Origin of the sequence: Corynebacterium humireducens NBRC 106098 = DSM 45392, assembly GCF_000819445.1 — a bacterium.
In the GTDB taxonomy this organism is placed as follows: domain Bacteria; phylum Actinomycetota; class Actinomycetes; order Mycobacteriales; family Mycobacteriaceae; genus Corynebacterium; species Corynebacterium humireducens.
Map to the genome: position 1 here is coordinate 115,589 of NZ_CP005286.1, position 18,488 is coordinate 134,076.

The 18,488-nt window shown below is 67.4% G+C and carries 19 protein-coding genes and 1 pseudogene; 19 read left to right on the plus strand and 1 reads right to left on the minus strand.

Features of this window, described 5'->3' with window-relative positions:
• Window positions 1-49 precede the first annotated feature (49 nt).
• The 15 genes and pseudogenes from B842_RS13545 (at window position 50) to B842_RS00605 (ending at window position 13,676) form a co-directional block, all read left to right on the plus strand.
• The gene (locus tag B842_RS13545; protein ID WP_156119388.1) at window positions 50-217 is read left to right on the plus strand and encodes a hypothetical protein; all 168 of its coding nucleotides are present in this window, start codon (window positions 50-52) and stop codon (window positions 215-217) included.
• 90 nt (window positions 218-307) lie between these two features.
• On the plus strand, window positions 308-1,732 hold the full coding sequence (locus B842_RS00550) for a cryptochrome/photolyase family protein (RefSeq protein ID WP_040084599.1): 1,425 nt from the start codon (window positions 308-310) through the stop codon (window positions 1,730-1,732).
• 237 nt (window positions 1,733-1,969) lie between these two features.
• Window positions 1,970-2,914, plus strand: a complete 945-nt coding sequence (locus tag B842_RS00555; protein WP_248700184.1) for an ISL3 family transposase — start codon at window positions 1,970-1,972, stop codon at window positions 2,912-2,914.
• Window positions 2,895-3,266 carry a transposase gene (locus B842_RS14045; RefSeq protein ID WP_248700183.1) on the plus strand — a complete coding sequence of 124 codons (372 nt, stop codon included), beginning with the start codon at window positions 2,895-2,897 and terminating at the stop codon, window positions 3,264-3,266. Before B842_RS00555 ends, B842_RS14045 begins: the two co-directional genes overlap by 20 nt.
• A gap of 22 nt (window positions 3,267-3,288) precedes the next feature.
• Window positions 3,289-3,642: pseudogene (locus B842_RS13325) on the plus strand (NUDIX domain-containing protein); the annotation flags it as partial.
• Between the two features lie 121 nt (window positions 3,643-3,763).
• Window positions 3,764-4,411: a lipocalin family protein gene (locus B842_RS00560; protein WP_040084600.1), complete on the plus strand. Its 648-nt coding sequence runs from the start codon at window positions 3,764-3,766 to the stop codon at window positions 4,409-4,411.
• A 130-nt stretch (window positions 4,412-4,541) separates the two neighbouring features.
• Complete coding sequence (locus B842_RS00565) at window positions 4,542-6,098, plus strand: SDR family oxidoreductase (protein WP_040084601.1); 1,557 nt, start codon at window positions 4,542-4,544, stop codon at window positions 6,096-6,098.
• A 169-nt stretch (window positions 6,099-6,267) separates the two neighbouring features.
• Entirely contained in the window at window positions 6,268-7,134 is an 867-nt protein-coding gene (locus B842_RS00570; protein WP_281178832.1) for a glycosyltransferase family A protein, read from the plus strand.
• Window positions 7,131-8,096, plus strand: a complete 966-nt coding sequence (locus B842_RS00575; protein WP_040084602.1) for a polyprenyl synthetase family protein — start codon at window positions 7,131-7,133, stop codon at window positions 8,094-8,096. The genes B842_RS00570 and B842_RS00575 overlap by 4 nt, the downstream gene beginning before the upstream one ends.
• On the plus strand, window positions 8,089-9,000 hold the full coding sequence (locus B842_RS00580; RefSeq protein WP_040084603.1) for a phytoene/squalene synthase family protein: 912 nt from the start codon (window positions 8,089-8,091) through the stop codon (window positions 8,998-9,000). Before B842_RS00575 ends, B842_RS00580 begins: the two co-directional genes overlap by 8 nt.
• A complete protein-coding gene (locus B842_RS00585) occupies window positions 8,997-10,595 on the plus strand; it encodes a phytoene desaturase (RefSeq protein ID WP_040084604.1) in 1,599 nt (532 codons plus the stop codon). The genes B842_RS00580 and B842_RS00585 overlap by 4 nt, the downstream gene beginning before the upstream one ends.
• Entirely contained in the window at window positions 10,592-10,930 is a 339-nt protein-coding gene (locus tag B842_RS00590) for a lycopene cyclase domain-containing protein (RefSeq protein ID WP_040084605.1), read from the plus strand. The genes B842_RS00585 and B842_RS00590 overlap by 4 nt, the downstream gene beginning before the upstream one ends.
• On the plus strand, window positions 10,927-11,220 hold the full coding sequence (locus tag B842_RS00595) for a lycopene cyclase domain-containing protein (RefSeq protein WP_040084606.1): 294 nt from the start codon (window positions 10,927-10,929) through the stop codon (window positions 11,218-11,220). The genes B842_RS00590 and B842_RS00595 overlap by 4 nt, the downstream gene beginning before the upstream one ends.
• The gene (locus tag B842_RS00600; protein WP_040084607.1) at window positions 11,217-12,074 is read left to right on the plus strand and encodes a prenyltransferase; all 858 of its coding nucleotides are present in this window, start codon (window positions 11,217-11,219) and stop codon (window positions 12,072-12,074) included. Before B842_RS00595 ends, B842_RS00600 begins: the two co-directional genes overlap by 4 nt.
• Before the next feature lie 138 nt (window positions 12,075-12,212).
• Window positions 12,213-13,676 carry a SpaA isopeptide-forming pilin-related protein gene (locus tag B842_RS00605; RefSeq protein WP_040084608.1) on the plus strand — a complete coding sequence of 488 codons (1,464 nt, stop codon included), beginning with the start codon at window positions 12,213-12,215 and terminating at the stop codon, window positions 13,674-13,676.
• Between the two features lie 2 nt (window positions 13,677-13,678).
• Here the strand turns inward: B842_RS00605 and hrpB are convergent, their stop codons facing one another.
• On the minus strand, window positions 13,679-16,000 hold the full coding sequence (hrpB, locus tag B842_RS00610) for an ATP-dependent helicase HrpB (protein ID WP_040084609.1): 2,322 nt from the start codon (window positions 15,998-16,000) through the stop codon (window positions 13,679-13,681).
• A 16-nt stretch (window positions 16,001-16,016) separates the two neighbouring features.
• On the opposite strand from hrpB, the gene B842_RS00615 reads away from it, so the two are divergent.
• The 4 genes from B842_RS00615 to B842_RS00630 are packed head-to-tail and all read left to right on the plus strand — an operon-like array spanning window position 16,017 to window position 18,478.
• Window positions 16,017-16,697, plus strand: coding sequence for an alpha-ketoglutarate-dependent dioxygenase AlkB family protein (locus tag B842_RS00615; RefSeq protein WP_040084610.1), 681 nt, complete (start codon window positions 16,017-16,019; stop codon window positions 16,695-16,697).
• A gap of 58 nt (window positions 16,698-16,755) precedes the next feature.
• Window positions 16,756-17,472 (plus strand): SDR family oxidoreductase, encoded by a 717-nt coding sequence (locus B842_RS00620; protein WP_040084611.1) that lies wholly within the window; start codon window positions 16,756-16,758, stop codon window positions 17,470-17,472.
• 32 nt (window positions 17,473-17,504) lie between these two features.
• The gene (locus tag B842_RS00625) at window positions 17,505-18,149 is read left to right on the plus strand and encodes a LysE family translocator (RefSeq protein WP_040084612.1); all 645 of its coding nucleotides are present in this window, start codon (window positions 17,505-17,507) and stop codon (window positions 18,147-18,149) included.
• Window positions 18,146-18,478: a heavy metal-binding domain-containing protein gene (locus tag B842_RS00630; RefSeq protein ID WP_040084613.1), complete on the plus strand. Its 333-nt coding sequence runs from the start codon at window positions 18,146-18,148 to the stop codon at window positions 18,476-18,478. The genes B842_RS00625 and B842_RS00630 overlap by 4 nt, the downstream gene beginning before the upstream one ends.
• Window positions 18,479-18,488 lie beyond the last annotated feature (10 nt).

Consider the following 18,488-nt stretch of genomic DNA (forward strand, 5'->3'; position numbering starts at 1 on the left):
GTTCAGACCCGCCCTCCGTACTATGAAACACAGACAGGAAGGTCTCCCCATGACACAGCCCACCCCAGAGCAGCGCATCCTCGACACCGTTCACGGAGAGCCACGCCCTGAGCAACATGGTCCTGCCGACGTTGACATCAACTTCGAGTGGCCCAGCGAGGCTGAGAGCGGGAAGTTCATGCGTGACCTGGCGTCGGGCGATTTCGAGGGCTTCTAGGGTGTATCTCCCAAAGTGCGGAGGCACACCGTGATTAACGGGTGGACTTATGCTTGCTCATCCAGTTCCACGCCCTCCAGCCCGTCACTGATGTGGTTCCGGGACGACCTCCGGATCAACGACAATGCGGCCCTCGCCGCGGCTGCAGAACACGGCCCGGTGATAGCGGTCTACGTCCTAGAAGATCCGGCACTCACCGGTGTGCGGGGCCTGGGCGGGGCGAGTAGGTGGTGGCTCCACCACAGCCTCGACCGGCTCATCGGCCGGCTTGCCGAGCAGGAGATCCCACTACTGATCATGCGCGGAGATCCACGCCGGATGATCCCCAGGCTGGCCACTAAGACAGGGGCCGCCTACGTCTCCTGGAGTCGCCGATACCAGCAGCCGCAGATAAGCCTTGACGCCGAGGTAAAGCAATCGCTGCGCTCCAGGGGCATTCCGGCCCACAGCTTCCCGGGCCACCTACTCGCCGAACCGTGGGAGGTCACCACGAGGCAGGGTGAGCCCTACCGTGTATTCACCCCCTTCTCTCGTACGCTCCTCACCACCCTCGCCGACACCTTCCCTGCTCCCGCTGCCAGCGCAATTCACGGGGTCGGGGCAGACCCGAAGCGGAGCAGAGCAGAACTAGCGGAACTGGCGCTACTTCCCACTTTCCCCGAGCCTGACTGGACTGACGGCTTGAGGGATTCATGGACCCCAGGCGAAGACGGGGCATGGGAGCGGTTGGATAACTTCCTGGATTCCACAGGATACGCCCGGGGGCGCGACTATCCAGGTGGCACGGCCTCCAGCCGACTGTCACCACATCTGCGCTTCGGGGAAATCAGCCCCCGGGCCGTGTGGGAGGCCGTCACCGCACGCCTTCCTGACGAGGAGGACGCGGGCATATTCCAGAAGGAACTTATGTGGCGAGACTTTGCCTGGCACCGGCTCCATCACCGTCCCGACCTCGCCATTACAAATGTCCGTCCCGAGTTCGATGCCTTTCCGTGGGCCTGGGATCCCACGGAACTGGCTAGGTCTACGGCAGGTGGGCGCGACGGTCGTCGCAGCCCCGAAACCACCGACGATGACTTCCGGGCCGAGCTCAGCGCCTGGAGGGAAGGCACTACCGGAATTCCTCTTGTCGATGCTGGCATGCGCGAGCTCTGGCACACCGGCCACATGCACAACCGGGTGCGGATGGTCGTGGCCTCATTCCTCACCAAGAATCTGGGCATCCACTGGCGGCACGGCGAGGAATGGTTCTGGGACACCCTCGTCGACGCGGACCCCGCCAGCAACGCCTTCAATTGGCAATGGGCTGCGGGCTGCGGAGACGACGCGGCACCGTACTTCCGAATCTTCAACCCGCAGACCCAGGCGGCCCGCTACGACCCCGAGGGTGTCTACCGCGCTAAGTGGCTCCCTCCCGCGGAGGAATATCCGGACCCCATCGTCGATCTCCACGACTCCCGACGAACGGCCCTGTCAGCCTACGAGGATATGAAGAACCACCAGGCTCGGGGATGAGCCGACCTGCGGTTTGAGGGTCCTCCCTTGTCCTCCTCGAGATTCTGCGCAAGATGAAGGCGTGAAAAGGGATGAGCGCCTTATCCGGCTCTTCACGATTTGGAATGCGTAGCTGACCACGGGGTGGGGTTCGGGGTGGCACAACATATAGGGGTCCTGACAGGTCACAAGATGAGAGTTACCACACCATCATCTGACCGAACCAGGACCCTACTGTGCAGCCTGAGTTCCAACCTCGTGGCCGACACCATCTGCCGTACCGCGGAAATCGGATTGACGATCACCGGTGCCGCCGACGCCGGGAACATCACCATCATCGATGCCGCACCCGTGACCGTGGACGGACTCTGCCCCGAGTGCGGAAACCCCGAAAAAGCTACGGGACCACATCGTCCGGCCCCTGGTCGACCTTCCCGTCGTCGGGTTTCCCACCCGTCTGCACGTGCGCGTCCCCCGAGGTTCACCTGCAGCTATCCAGCCTGCGGCAGGAAGATCTTCCAGGCCTCCCTGACGTGTGCCGATGACGGTGCGAAGCTCACCCACCGGGTCACCCGCTGGATCCTCCAGCGACTGGCGATTGATCGGATGAGCGTGTCCGCCACCGCCAAAGCGTTGGGTATCGGGTGGGAGCTGGTCAACCAGGTGGCACTCGATGCCTGCCGTAAGCTCGTCTACGACAACCCGCACCACCTCGACGGGGTGCGCATCCTCGGCGTCGACGAGCACGTCTGGAAACACACCCGTCGCCCCACGGAACCGTCGAACCTGGTGACCATCCTCGTCGACCTCACCCCGCTGGTGGATGGGCGTGGGCCTGCCCGACTGCTGGAGATCCGCTCCGGACGAAGCGCGGAAGTGCTGCGCACGTGGCTGCAGGAACGCGACCCTAAGTTCCGCCAGCAGGTGCAGGTGGTGACCATGGACGGGTTTGCCGGCTATGCCTGCGCCGTGGACCAGGTCCTCCCGGACGCAACCAAGGTGATGGATCCGTTTCACGTAATCCATCTGGCAGCTGGGAAGCTCAGCGGGTGCCGGCAGCGACTGCAACGGGAGACCACCGGGCGTCGTGGACGCAAGGACGATCCGCTGTACAAGCACCGCCGGACCTTGTTGACCCGCACGAACTGCCTCACGCAGCGGCAGAAACAGGCGACTGGACCTGTTGTGGGCCACCGACGATGAGTACGTCGCACTCGAGGTCACCTGGATGTTCTACCAGGACATGATCCAGGCGTACGGGCATCCGAAGAAATCGGAGGGAAAGAAGCTGATGAGCAGGGTGATCAACAGCATTCGTAAGGGACTACCCGCCGGGCTGGAGGAGCTCGCCCAACTCGGGCGCACCTTGTGGCGCCGGCGTGAGGACATCCTCGCCTATTTCGATATCGGCGCATCCAACGGGCCAGTCGAGGCTATCAACGGACGGCTGGAGCACCTGCGCGGCATCGCCCTCGGGTTCAGGAACCTGGACCACTACATATTGCGGTGCCTGATTCACTCCGGGCAGCTGCAGGGGAAGATCAACGCACTCTAAAAAGCGAAGAGCCAGTTTCTGTGGCCATCCCGGACCGGGGGAGAGTAACGACGAGGCTGTCGCCCGCCGCAGCATCGAAGAGCTCGGCTTCACACCCGGAGCGGTCGGAGAAATCGCCGTGGTCCTTCCGGAGTTCCGCTCCCGGGCCGTCGATTCCAGTGGCATCGTGGAGAACGAGATCTGTCCGGTCTTCATCGCTCATCTACCAGCTGGTGAAAGTCCGGCACCTCGTCCAGACGAGATCGACTCCCTGGCGTGGGTGGACCCAGTGGAGCTCATCAGGGCCGTTGACGCCACTCCTTTCGCCTTCAGCCCGTGGCTGGTGGAGGAGCTCGCTGATAATCGACTGCGTGAAGCGCTCACTCCGGGGAAGTAGCGGGGTTGTGGAACTGCTTCTGTGGCGGGCTTCCCACGCGCACCCGAGCAGACGATTCCTTAAAGCAGAGTAAGTCGACCCTCATGTAGTGTTGGAACCCCATCAACCGAAAGGTCTGCACATGCGTCGTACTCTCACCGCCCTGGCCACGATCGCCCTCGCCGGCGGCCTTCTCGCCCCGACTGCCGGTGCGCAGAACGTCCTGGACGGCGGTCGCCTGGGTGGAGCGTCTTCGCAGATCATCCCCGACGGTTCCTCCGTCCCCGGCGGTGAGCTCTCGGAGGTCGACCAGAAGGTCGACCTCGATCGCTACGCGGGCAAGTGGTACCAGGTTGCTGCCCTTCCGCAGCCCTACACCCTCCAGTGCGCTCACAACACCACCGCGGAGTACGGCGTCATCGACGACTCCACCATCTCCGTCCGCAACTCCTGCGGCACCCTCGTCGGTGGCCCGTCTGTCATCGACGGCACCGCGACCACCCGCTCGGATGCGTCCCTGCGGGTGAACTTCCCGGGCGTGCCCTTCCAGAACCCGGACGGCCCGACCAACTACCGGGTCACCTACCTTGAGGAGGACTACTCCCTCGCCATCGTTGGTGATCCCACCCGTTCCTCCGGCTTCGTGCTCTCGCGCACCCCGGATCTGAGCGCGGAGGAGTGGTCGAAGGTTCGCAGCATCGTGGAGAACCGCGGCTTCAACTCGTGCACCTTCCTCACCGTCCCCATGCAGGGCGGCCACGGCGACGTCCTGCCGCTGTGCGTGCTCTAACAGACTCCGCACTCCCGAGAGGCTGGAGGTGGGACAGTTACGACAAGCGCCCCACCTCCACCTCTCTCATCTTTCCGCTCCAGCGGCGTGCGCAGCCACGCCGCACAGATTCTCTCCCTAGACTGGTCCAATGGCACCCTCGTTGCGCCCCACACTCACCTACACGGCTCACCATCGCGACCGTCTTGTCCTTGTGACGGGAGCGACTGGCTATGTCGGAGGTCGACTGATCACCGAGCTCCTGGCGGCCGGCTTCACGGTCCGGGCTTCTTCCCGCCGCATTGACAGCATGCGCCGGTTCGACTGGAGCACGGACGTCGAGCTGGTCGAAGCTGACCTCTCCAACCCCGACGACGCCCGCGGAATCATGGAGGGGGTGGATGTAGCCATGTACCTCGTCCACTCCATGGGCGGCAAGGACGAGGACTTCGAGAAAGTAGAGGCCGATACGGCCACGGCTTTCAGTGATGCCGCAGCAACCGCAGGAGTCAGGCAGATCGTCTACCTGTCCGGGCTGCACCCCACGAGCAAGAAGCTGGACGAACTGTCCAAACATATGCGCTCCCGTGAACGTGTCGCCCGCATTTTCGTCGATGGGGCGACGCCGGCACTGGTCTTGCGCGCTGCAACGCTCATCGGCTCGGGCTCAGCCTCCTTCGAGATGATCCGACACCTCACCGAACGACTGCCCGTGATGGTGGCGCCGCGATGGATCAAGAACCGCATCGAACCACTAGCCATTCGGGATACGTTATATTACCTGGTCAAGGCGGCTGACCTCGACGAACCAGTTAACCGACAGTACGACGTGGGATGCGGAAAAGTGTATGAGTTCGCCGATCTCCTACGCCTCTACGGGCGACAGAAGGGGCTGCGCCGGCACATCTACGCTGTACCTCTGCCACTTCCCATGGACCGCCTATCCGGAGCATGGATCGGCCTGGTCACGCCGGTACCTGCCGGCCTGGCGGTACCTCTGGCCCAGTCCATGGCCGAAGATGCCGTCACGGAAGACCATGACATCGCCGAGATCATTCCCGACCCGCCCGATGGCCTGATCGACTATCCCACCGCAGTCGCCCTGGCCATCAAGGCCGAAACCGACCGCGGCGTCCCCACGTCCTGGGACCGCAGCTGGAGCACAACCGATGACGCTGCAGACAGCCTTCCCACAGACCCTGAGTGGTCAGGCACGTCCGTCTACGAGGACACCAGGCAGGGAGATTCGACTCTTCCGGCAGAAAAGATCTGGGAGGTAATCGAAGGAATCGGAGGGCCGAACGGCTGGTACTCCACCCCCGTACTGTGGCGGGTGCGGGGAATCATCGACCGCTTGGTCGGAGGCCCAGGGCTGGGGAGCCGTCGCGACCCGCGCCACCTCGTCCTCGGTGACCGCGTGGACTGGTGGCGAGTGGTCGCACTGGAACCACCTCATCGACTCGTCCTGGCTGCCGAGATGAAAGTCGATGGACGAGCGTGGCTCGTCCTCGAAGTCAACGACAACGGATCAGGCTCGACATATATTCAACGCGCCATTTATCAGCCGACGGGCCTGCCTGGACGACTCTACTGGTGGTCACTCATTCCCTTCCACGCGCTCATCTTCCCACTCATGCTGCGCAACATCCTCAAGAAGGCCAAGCAAACCGCTACCTCCTCCGACGATGACACTCATACCCAGAAGTGACCCAGAACCCCCGAGGCCACCGGCGGGAGCTACAACTACTATCGATGCGTGTGTGGATGGTCGCCCTGCAGGGAAGGCCATGCCCACTGCGGTCCAGCTCCCAGCCGGGTCACCTGTAACTGTGGCAGCATGTATTTACAATCCGTCACGTCCATTTACCCAGTTAGGAGTGAACATCTTGCCTAGTCGACCATCCTCTTCAGATCTTCCTGCGGGTGAACGCCCCCGACGGGCTCTCGATTCGCGCCTTCACCACGGCAGTAACACCACCACGCCGTCTATCAGCGTCATCATTCCCTGCTACAACGACGCATCACTCCTCCGGCGCTGCCTGGAATCGTTGGCACGGCAGACGGTGTCACCGCATGAAGTCATCGTCGTCGATAATGGTTCCACCGACGACACTGCGGAGGTCGCGGCCGCTGCAGGCGCGCGGGTGATCAGCGAGACACGTCAAGGCATCACCTGGGCCACTCGAGCAGGCTTAGATGCTGCTACCGGCGATATCCTCGCCCGTACCGACGCCGATGTGGTGGCCCCGACCGACTACATATCCCGACTGCACGCCACCTGGGTGGCCGCAGATCGCTCGCCCGGACGTCGCGTTGTCGGTGTCACCGGTGTGGCTCGTTTCGAGATCACTGGCCGTGTTGGAGACGTGGCGAGCGCGCTCTACCTCGGGGCTTACCGACGCAGTGTCGGATCCGCCCTGGGACATCACCCGATGTTCGGCACGAACTACTCCCTGCGCGCGACGTGGTGGAGGCAGGTCCGTGACCGGGTTGACTCCGCCGACACCGACTCACACGAGGACATGCAGATCTCCTTCGAGGTAGGGCCGGATGAGACAGTGTGGTTCCAGCCCGATCTCACCCTCGATATGGATGCCCGAGCCCTCCAGGGCGCTGGCCAGGGCCTCCGGAGATTCCGGCGAGGATTACACACCATCCTGCGCGCCTGGCGACGACATCCCCCGCACAGACGTCTGGCAGCCCGGGGCCTGCTCGGCCCCTCAATTCAGAAGGCACTTTCATGAGCGACCGCATCGCTACCAGGGTCGCGGCCAGCCTCGCGGTCCTCAACGACTACCTGACCTCCCTGCGCGGAGCCGCTCCCGCATCTTCTGACCTCCTGGAACACGCCTACCAGGGCCTTTCCACCTTCTCCCTGGGCGGCAAACACCTGCGCGCACGCCTCGTTCACATCAGCGCCGGCGACGTGCAGGGAGACCAGCTTCAGGCGGCCACTGTGTTCGGGGCCTGCGTCGACATGATGCACGGAGCTTTTCTCATCCACGACGACATCATCGACCGAGACGACACCCGCCGAGGCGCTCCCACCGTTCACGCTGCCGTCCGCGACGAGTTCGGCAATGAACACCTGGGGACATCCATCGCCATTACTACCGGTGACCTGGGACTCAACACCGCCATCGGCGTTCTCCTCGACTCCCCAGTCGATGACACCCTGGTGCGCCAGGCCATGAAGATCCTCAACGCCGCGGCAGGACAGACCATCATCGGAGAGATCCTCGACATCGCCCATTCTGTCGCCGATCAGCCGGATCCCGACCTTGTCCGCCTGAGCAATCACCTCAAGACCTCCGACTACAGCTTCAGCGCCCCACTCAAACTCGGAGCCTTGGCGGCCGGTCGTGACCCAGCCCCCATGGGTCCCATCGGCCGGGAGCTCGGCCGGGCGTATCAGGCCGCCGACGACATAGCCGGCACTGTCGGGCAGTCAGCCGACACCGGCAAGCTCGCTGGAGGAGACGTCCTCCACGGTCGGGCCACCCTGATGACCATGCGTATGGACAACGGGGCCGAGGAAGACCCCATGCGACTCGCTGAGATCACTGCCGACGTGGTGAACGAGGGGCAGGCTCACCTCGAGGTGGCGCGCGAGCTCATCGACAAAGCACTCCTGGAACCCGGCATCCGCGACGACCTGCTGACGGTCACCTCCACAATCGAGGGGATGCTGCGCACCTATGCCTGAGAGCCCCGATCCGAACGGATACCTCCGCCGCTTCGACGACATGTCAGTGACCGCCACCAACAAGGTCATCACCTCGTACTCCACCAGCTTCACACTGGCCACGAGGTTGCTCGCCTCGCGGGTGCGCACCGACATCCGCAATCTCTACGCCATGGTGCGCATCGCCGACGAGATCGTCGACGGCACCGCCGAGGCCGCCGGCCTGAGCCCGGACGAGTGCGGGGAGCTTCTCGACGCCTACGAGGCCGCCGTCCTCGCCGCCCCTGAGGTCCGCTTCCACGTCGATCCCGTCCTTCACGCCTACGCCACATCGGCCCGACGCTGCGGCTTCGACCCCGACCATGTCCGGGCATTTTTCACCTCCATGCGCCGCGATCTTGACCAGGCCACCCACGACCCAGGTTCCTTCAACACCTACGTCTACGGCTCGGCCGAGGTCATCGGCCTGATGTGCCTGTCGGCCTTCCTCGTCGACCACCCGGTCACCGAGACCGAACGAGCCCGGCTGGACGGCGGTGCCCGGTCACTGGGCGCGGCATTCCAGAAGATCAACTTCCTCCGTGACCTGGCCGAAGACGCCGATGTCCTTGGCCGCAGCTACTTCCCCGGCGTGTCACCGGCCGCCCTTTCGGAGGAGAAGAAGGCCCGCCTTATCGCCGACATTCGCGTCGACCTCGCCGACGCTGACTCTGTCATCGGCGCCCTGCCCCTGTCCGCCCGGGCCGGCGTCCTCGCCGCCTCCTACCTGTTCGCCGACCTCACCGATCGCCTGGAGGCCACGCCGGCCGCCGAGCTGAGTACCCGGCGGGTCAGTGTCCCACGGCGCACCAAGGCCGCCATCCTCGCCCGCGCCGTGGCCACCGCCCCGCGCAAGACCTCGCCCACGAAAGCTGGATCCGCATGAGCCGCACCTCCGACCCCCAGGACACTCCCCGGAAAGCCGTCGTCATCGGCGCCGGCGTCGCCGGCCTGGCCACCTCCGCGCTGCTGGCGAGGGAGGGGTACCGGGTGACGGTCGTCGAACGCATCGACACCGTCGGTGGCCGCGCCGGTGATCTCACCGTCGAGGATGCCCCCGGCTTCCGCTGGGACACCGGCCCCTCGTGGTACCTCATGCCCGAGGCCTTCGACCACTTCTTCCGCCTGCTGGGCACCTCCGCTGCGGAACAGCTCGACCTCGTCGACCTCACCCCGGCCTACCGGGTCTTCCCCGAACAGCATGAGCCCGTCGACGTCCCCAGCGGCAGGGTGGAGGCCGTCGCCTTCTTCGAGTCGATCGAACCGGGCGCCGGCCGGGCACTCGAGGACTACCTCGACAGCGCCGCCGACGCCTACGACATCGCCCTCGACCGCTTCCTCTACACCACCTTCTCGGATCTCAGGCCCCTGGTCCACCGCGACGTACGCACCCGCGCCCGCCGCCTGGCCGGCCTACTGACAGGGTCGCTGGAAGACTTCGTCAACAGCCGCTTCCGCGACACCCGCCTGCGCCAGATCCTCACCTACCCGGCCGTCTTCCTCTCCTCCCGCCCGGAATCCACCCCCGCGCTCTACCACCTCATGAGCCACACCGACCTGGTCCAGGGCGTGAAGTACCCGGTCGGCGGCTTCACCTCCGTCGTCCGGGCCTTCCACCGCCTGGCCCTCGAACAGGGGGTGGAGTTCCGACTGAACACCGAGGTCACCGCCATCACCACCGCCGGGGGCCGGGCCACCGGTGTCCGCGTGCGCACCCCGGACGGTCAGGTCGAAGACATCCCGGCCGACATCGTCGTCTCCGGCGCGGACCTCCACCACACCGAGAACCGCCTGCTGCCCGCCAGCATGCGGACCTACCCCGAGAAGTACTTCGCTGGCCGCGACCCCGGCATCGGCACCGTCCTGGTCATGCTCGGAGTCAGGGGAAGGCTCCCGCAGTTGGCCCACCACAACCTGCTGTTCAGCCAGGACTGGTCCACCGACTTCGCCGCCGTCTTCGACGGCCCGCACGAAGAGCGCCCGCTCGGCGCCTCCCGCTCCATCTACGTCTCCATGCCGTCGGCCACCGAGGACGGTGTCGCCCCGCCGGAGCACGAGAACCTCTTCGTCCTCGTTCCCGTCCCGGCGACCGAGTCTCTCGGCCACGGTTCCCTGTTCCGCGAGGAGGGTTCGGCCACCGTCGAGGCCATCGCCGACGCCGCCATCGACCAGATCACCGCCTGGGCCGACGTCCCGGACCTGCGCGAACGCATCGTCGCGCGCCACACCGTCGGCCCGGCCGACTTCGCCGAGCGCTACCACGCCTGGCGCGGCGGCTCCATTGGCCCCGCCCACACCCTCCGGCAGTCCGCCTTCCTCCGCGGGAAGAACGTTTCGGGGAAGGTGGACAACCTCTACTACGCAGGAGCCACCACCGTCCCCGGCGTCGGAGTGCCCATGTGCCTGATCTCCGCGGAGAACGTCATCAAACGCCTGCGCGGTGACACCTCCCCGGGCGCCCTGCCGGAGGTGGGCGCATGAGCTTCGCGTACCTGACCATCCTGCTGGTCACCATCGGCTGCATGGTGCTGTGCGACTGGCGCTGGCGGCTGACCTTCTTCCACGACGCCCGCCGCGCCGCCCTCATCAGCGTGTGCATGGTCGCCCTCTTCCTCGCCTGGGACGCCCTCGGCATCATCACCGGCTCCTTCTACCGCGGCGACACCGACTACATGGTCGGCGTCGAACTAGCCCCCGAGATGCCCCTGGAGGAGCCGATCTTCCTTTTCTTCCTCACCTACCTCACCCTCAACCTCACCTCGGCGGCGCGCATGATGCTTATCGACGCCCCCTCCTCCAGCACGGTGCGCCCATGACCTACGCCCTCATCAGCCTCCCGTTCCTGATCTTCGCCGCCGTCCTGGCGTTCCGGCACCGCCATGCGGTGCCGCGCCAGCTCGCCGTCACCGCGATCGTCGCGGTGATCCTGCTCGTGCTCACCGTCATCTTCGACAACGTCATGATCTGGGCCGGTCTCGTCGGCTACGGCGAGGACCAGCGCCTCGGGCTCGACCTCGGACTGGTCCCCGTCGAGGACCTCTTCTACCCGCTGGTCGCGGCCCTGATCATTCCCGCGGTGTGGCGCGGTCGAGGGGTGAGACGATGATTATGGTCCGCGGCATCCTCGCCGCCTCCCGGCCGATCAGCTGGGTCAACACCGCCTTCCCCTTCGGCCTGGCCTACCTGCTGGCCGGCGGGGGACTGGACTGGCTGTTCTGGGTCGGCGTGATCTTCTTCCTCATCCCGTACAACATCGCCATGTACGGCATCAACGACGTCTTCGACTACGAGTCGGACATCCGCAACCCCCGCAAGGGCGGTGTCGAGGGCGCGGTCCTGCCGAAGACCATGCACAAGCCCCTCCTGTGGGCCTCCGTGCTCACCACCGTGCCGTTCCTCGTGGCCATGTACGCCGTCGGCACCTGGCAGTCCGCGATCTGGCTGACCGTCGCGATGGTGGCGGTGGTCGCCTACTCCGCCCCGCCCATGCGCTTCAAGGAGCGCCCCGTCCTCGACTCCGTCACCTCCTCGGCGCACTTTGTCACCCCCGCAATCGTCGGCGCGACCATCCAGGCGGGGGAGACCCCGGGTTACTTCTGGCTCGCGGCCGGCGCCTTCTTCCTCTGGGGCATGGCCAGCCACGCCCTGGGCGCGGTCCAGGATGTCACCGCGGACCGCGAGGGTGGCCTGAGCTCGATCGCCACGGCACTGGGGGCCCGCACCGTCACCCGTCTCGCGGCCGGCGCCTATCTTGTCGCCGCGCTGCTCATGTTCGCCATGCCCTCCCCGGCGTGGATCGTGGGCGTCGTCGGCCTGGGATATGTGGCCAACACCCTGCGCTTCTGGAACATCACCGAGGCCACCTGCGAGGACGTCAACCGTGCTTGGCGGGTGTTCCTGTGGCTGAACTACCTGGTGGGGGCAGTCGTGACCATCAGCATCGCTTACGCCCATTTCTAGAGGTGGTGAGCCTGCCTGCAGTTCTGAACCTCTACAAGACTGGGTCCGCGGAGGCACCTGTCATAGTGCCGGCAACGCCCCGGGCATGGATGCCGACCACGTGTGCACCCGTGCTAAGGAACTGAGGGTTTCCGCGTCGTGGCCGCCACCGGCCGCGACCTCCACTGTGTCGTGCAGAACGTGCAGGGGGGATTCGCCGTGGCGAAGGCCCTGCACGGCGACGAGCCGAAGGCGACGATCGCCTTTGACGGTACCTTCACCGCGACCTATGACATCACCGTGATCAACTCCATCGGCAGGGCATCCGAACTGAAGTTCCCGGTCGTGGACACCGTCGTCTACCCGGAGGGATTCACCGTCGAGGAGGTGACCTTCATCCACCAGGGACAGCCCATCAGCGACGTGGAACGCGACGGGAACTTCTTCCGCATTCCCGCTGACGCCCTCAACCCCTTCAGCGCCGGCGAAGTGAAGACGATCACGGTGGAGGTCCAGGGCCGGGCCACCGCAGAGGCCCAGAAGAACGTCGTCGACGGCCTCCTCGAGCGCTGTGAGTCGGCGAACCCGGAGAACGCGCAGAACCCGCGCGGTCTGTTCAACGGGGTCTCCCTCGAAGGGGAGGACGACCCGGAAGGGGAGCGCAACAACTACGCCTGCATCGACCCTGAGCAGCCGGGCATTGAGGTGTCCAAGGACGTCGCCGAGGTCGACGTGCACCACGGTGAGGAGGCCACCCGCTCCGTCACCTACACCGTGACCGTGACCAACCCGGAGAAGGGCATCACACGCACCTACGAACTGGTCGACACCCCGGCGTTCTCGGACACCGTCACCATCGACCACGCCTACATCGCGAGCGGAGACACTTTGGCGAAGACCGGGCTCTTCCCGGGCGGTGGCCCCTATGATGTGACGAGCGTGCTCAACGGCGGGGAACCGGTGGAGATCGGCCCCGGCGAGACCCACACCTACACGGTGACGGTCCGTTTCACCGGCCCGCGTGCCTCGTCAGACCAGAACAGCTGGCAGTGCTCCGCGGACGGGGAGGGCCGGGGACTCTTCAACTCCGTGGAGCTGACCTCCGGGGCGGTGACGGCCACCGACGACGACTGCGCGCCGGTGCCGCCGCCCGGGAAGGTAATGCTGAGGCTGGAGAAGGTCGGCGCAGATGACCTGACCATCCCGTTGTCCGGCGCTGCCTTCGCGGTGCACGAGGTGGCCGAGGACGGCAGCCCGGGCCAGTTCGTGGCCGCACTCGAGACTGACGTCGCCGGCTACCACACCGGGGAACTGGAGGCCGGTGTGCCGTACTTCCTCATCGAGACGAAGTCCCCGCAGGACTACCAGCTGCTGCCCACTCCGGTGAAGGTCATGGTCCGGAGCACCGCGGAGGGGAACGTGCTGGAGATCCTCAACAGTGTCGACGTCATCGGGGCGTCGGTACGGGAATCCGACGACCCTGACGTGGTGGTGGTCCAGGTCGCTGACGTCCGGATCGGCACGCTGCCCAAGACCGGTGGCAGCGGAGTCGGTGAGCTCACCGTGCTCGGCGTTCTCATCCTCGTCGTGGGAGTCCTCACCGCCCGCAGGCGTAGCGCCTGACGCTACATCCGCTTCTTCGTCCGGGCTGTCGCCGGGGCGGTCCACGGGTCCTCGGGCCAGGGGTGCTTCGGGTAGCGGCCGCGCATCTCGGCGCGGACCTGCGCGTAGGGCCCGGACCAGAAGCTGGCCAGGTCGTCGGTGACGGCGAGCGGCCGCCCGGCGGGGGAGAGCAGGTGGAAGAGCACCGGCTTCCCCGCCAGTTCCGGGGAGGCGTCCAGGCCGAAGCACTCCTGCAGTTTGACGCTCACCACGGGGCGGCCCGTCGCGTAGTCCACGCGGTGCCGGCTTCCGCTGGGCACCAGGAGACGCTCCGGCGCCAGCTCCTCCAGGCGCGTGGCCTCCGGCCACGGCAGGAGGCGCTGCAGTGCGGGGTACATGTCCACCCTGCTTATCGACGCCCCCCGCGCCACCTCCGCCAGTTCCGGCCCGAGCCAGGTCTCCGGGTCGGCGGCATCGACGTCGGGCCACGGTTCCCCGAGCTGCTGGTGCAGGTAGGCGAGCCTGTCACGGAGTCCCTGGGCGGCGGCGGAGAAGTGGAACATGTCCGGTCCCTCCCGGGCCACGGTGGCGGCCAGCGCCGCGGCGGCCTCCTCCGGCGGCACCTGCACGGGGGTGGAGCTCAGCTCGATGGCGCCGAGGCTGCGCACCTGCCGGCCCCGTACGCGGCCGCCCTCGACGGTGGCCACCACCTGGGAGGTCACCCCGACGACCTCCCGTGCCTGCTCCTCCGTCAGGCGGGCGGCCGCGCGGATGGTCGCCCCGGCCCGGCCCTCGCGGGAGGTGCCGCCGCTGCGGGTTACCTCGGCGACGGCCAGCCACTCGGCGCCGGTGAGTCCCAGGTCGCCGGGCAGGACGGCCCGGGTGCCGCTGACCAGCAGGTACTCCTCGCCGACGCGCCGGGCCACGCGCCCCGGGAACGCCAGCGCCGTGATCACGCCCGGGTCGGACTCCCCGGTGCCGCCGCGCACCAGCCGCTCCAGGCGGCGCACCTCCCGCGCCGGGGCCGGTGCCCGGGCGACGTCACCGCGGGGTGAATCGGCCAGCACCGCCACGGTCCGGGCGGCGGCTGGTCCGCACTCCACCAGGGCGCGCCCCAGCCGCGGGTCCACCGGCAGAGCGGCCAGCTGCCGGCCCAGGTCCGTCGCCTCGCCCGTGGCCGTCACCGCCCCGATGCCGCGCAGCACCGTCTCGGCGGAGTCGAGGGCGGGGGAGGGTGGGGCGTCGGGAAGCGGGAGGCCGGTGCCGCGGGGCGTGCCCCACACCGCCATCGTCAGCGCCGCCTGCGTGAGGTCGCTGGTGGCGATCTCCGGGGTGATGTGCGGGCGAAACTGCTGGTAGTCGGCCTGCGAGTAGGCGCGCAGCACCCGTCCCGGGCCCTCACGCCCGGCGCGGCCGGCACGCTGGTCCACGGTGGACTGCGCCGCAGAGACGGTGATCAGGCCGGTCATGTCGCGGGTGGCGTCGCGGCGTGGCACGCGCGAGAGGCCGGAGTCCACCACGACGCGCACGCCGGGCACGGTGAGCGAGGACTCGGCGATCGACGTCGCGACGATCACCCGCGCCCCGCCACCGAGCGCCGCGTCCTGCTCACGGGCGTCCAGGGAGCCGTGCAGCGGGACGGCGCCGGGGATCCGCGAGCACACGTACTCGACCTCGCGCACGCCCGGGACGAAGACCAGCACGGCGTCGTCGTGACCCTGCGCCAGGTCGGCCAGGTGGTCGAGGAACTCGTGGGTGTTGCCCGCGCGCCCCGGATGCGGCGCGTACTCGACGGTCAGCGGGTGCGTGACGGCCGGGGTGTCCAGGACGGGGGCGTCCATGAGGGTGGCGAACCTGTCCACGTCCAGGGTCGCGGACATCGCCACCACGCTGAGGTCATCGCGCAGCTCGGTGAGCTCCAGCAGCATGCCCAGCACCAGGTCGGTGTCCAGCTGCCGCTCGTGCACCTCATCGACCGCCACCGCCGCCACCCCCGCGAGCTCCGGCTCGGACATGAGGCGACGCAGCAGCACGCCCGGCGTCATGAACTCCACGTGGCTGCCCGGGTGGTGCTCACCACGCACCGTGAACCCCACGCGCTCGCCGATACGGGAGCCGTCGAGGTGGGCCAGCCTGCGCGCGGCCGCCCGCACCGCCACCCTCCGCGGGGCCGTGACCAGCACCTTTCCGCCGGTGTGGTTGGCCAGCGCCGGGGGCACGAGGGTGGTCTTGCCCGTGCCGGGCGGCGCTTGCACCACCAGCGTCCGCTCCAGAAGCTCCGGCAGCCGCCCGATCGTGCCGGCGACGGGCAGGCCCTCCCCAATGCGTTCCAGGTCAAATAGCATGGTTCCCATTGTGCCCATGCTTTTCGACGCCCCCTTCCACCGGCCCGCCACCCGCCTCCGCGCCGGCGTGGCGCACGTGCCCGGCTTCCTCACCCTGCAGGAGCAGGCGGCCCTCGTCGCGCAGGCCCGGGACATCGCCCGCTCGGTGGCCGGCACGCCCGTGGCCATGGCCCGGCCGGTGGTCGGAGCAGGGCGGATGAGCGTGTACACGTTGTCCCTGGGGCGCTTCTGGGCGGCCAACCCGTACCGCTACGTCACCTCGGTCGGTGGCGTCGACGCCGCCCCGGTCCCTCCGGAGTGGACGGACCTGGCGCACCGTGCGCTGCAGGCCGCCGCGGAGGTGGCGGGGGAGCTCGCCCCCTGGGCCGACGGGGGTTTCCGCCCCGAGGCGGTCCTGGTCAACTACTACCGCCCCGACGCGACCATGGGCCTGCACGTCGACGCCAACGAGGTCTCCGGGGCGCCGGTCGTGTCGTTGTCGATCGGTGACGAGGCCCTGTTCCGCATCGGCCATACCGAGTCCCGCACCCGCCCCTGGAACGACGTCACCCTCATGTCCGGCGACCTCCTGGTCTTCGGCGGAGAGGCGCGCCGGGCGTACCACGGGGTGCCGGCGGTGCGTCCGGCGACGGCCCCGTCCGGGTGCGGACTGCGGGAGGGCAGGCTCAACATCACTCTCCGGCAGGTCGACGCCTGAGGCGCACACGCGTGTCGACGCCCCACCACCGCGCCCGCCCGGGCCTACACTGACCGTCATGACCGAGAAGAAGATTGCCGTTGTCACGGGCGGTTCCTCCGGAATCGGTGCCGCCGCCGCCGTCGCCCTCGCCGGGGAGGGCTACCACGTCGTCGTGGCCGCCCGCCGGGCGGAGCGGATCGCGGAGGTCGCCGAGCGGATCGGGGGCACCGCCATCCAGCTCGACGTCACCGACGAGGAGTCCGTCGCCGCCTTCGCCGCCCGGCTGCAGGAGTTCGGCCGCGTGGACGTCCTGGTAAACAACGCCGGCGGCGCGCACGGGCTCGACACCGTCCGCAACGCCAACTTCGAGGACTGGCAGACCATGTACGACGTCAACGTCCTCGGCGTCGTGCGGGTGACCAAGGCCCTGCTGCCGCTGGTGGACGCCGCGGAGGGGCTCATCATCAACATCGGTTCGATGGCCAGCTTCACCCCGTATCCCGGGGGCGCGGGCTACAACGCCGCGAAGTTCGGTCTGCGCGCCCTGACCAGGGCCTTCCGCATGGAGGAGGTGGACAACCCCATCCGCATCACCCAGATCGACCCGGGCCGGACGGAGACGGAGTTCTCGGTCGTGCGCTTCAAGGGCGACGAGGAGAAGGCCGGGGCCGTCTACGCCGACAAGCTCAACCTCTCCCCGGAGGACGTGGCCGAGGCGATCCGCTGGGTGGCGTCGCTGCCGAAGCACATCAACATCGACACCCTCAACATGATGACGAGGGATCACGTCTGAGTCCCCCGAGGGCACGGGGCTAATATTCAGGGGTGACTGTCTCCTCCTTCCTCTCCCTGCTGGTCGTCTGGCTCACGGCGAACGTGTCGCCGGGGCCGGACATCGCCCAGGTCATCCGCCTGGGCGTGCACTCGCGGAAGGCGGGCATCTTCGGCGGCCTGGGCATCAACACGGGCGCCGCGATCTGGATCACGGGCTCGCTGCTGGGTTTGTCGGCCCTGGTGAACACCCATCCGGGCGTGCTGACGTTCCTCCAGCTCATCGGTGGTTCCTACCTGATGTGGATGGGCTTCGGGGCGCTGCGCGCCGGGCTGTCCCCGCAGCGGGAGCAGGCGGCGGAGCAGGAGGAGCTCAGCGGGGAGATCTCCGCGCTGCGCGCCTGGCTGACGGGCACGGCCACGAACCTGTCCAACCCGAAGGCGCTGCTCTTCTTCGGCGCGGTGTTCGCGCAGTTCATCACGCCGGGGATGGGGTGGGAGTGGCACGCGATCATCCTGGTGGTGCTGCTGTCGACGGGCATCGCGTGGTTCACCGTCCTCGCCATCGCGGTGGACACCATCTCGGAGAAGCTGGTACGCAACGCCCGGATCATCGACGCCGTCACCGGTGTCGTCTTCATGGGGCTGGCGGCGTGGATGCTCATCGACGCCGCTTCCGCTCTACTATCGGGTGCATGATCGTCACCACGACCCCAGGCATCGACGGCTACCGCATCACCGACTACCTACGGGTGGTGGCGGGGGAGACCATCGTCGGCATCAACTTCGTCAAGGACTTCACGGCGGGGATCCGCAACATCGTCGGCGGCCGTTCCGGCTCCTACGAGCAGGAGGCCCACCAGGCCCGGGAGAGCGCCCTGGCCGAGATGGTCGAGCGCGCGCAGCAGCTCGGGGCGCACGCGGTGGTCGGGGTGGACATCGACTACGAGACGCTGGGCAGCGGCAACAACATGATGATGGTGTCCGCCAGCGGGACCGCCGTCCTCATCGCCCCGCTCGAGGGCTAGACTCAGGCAC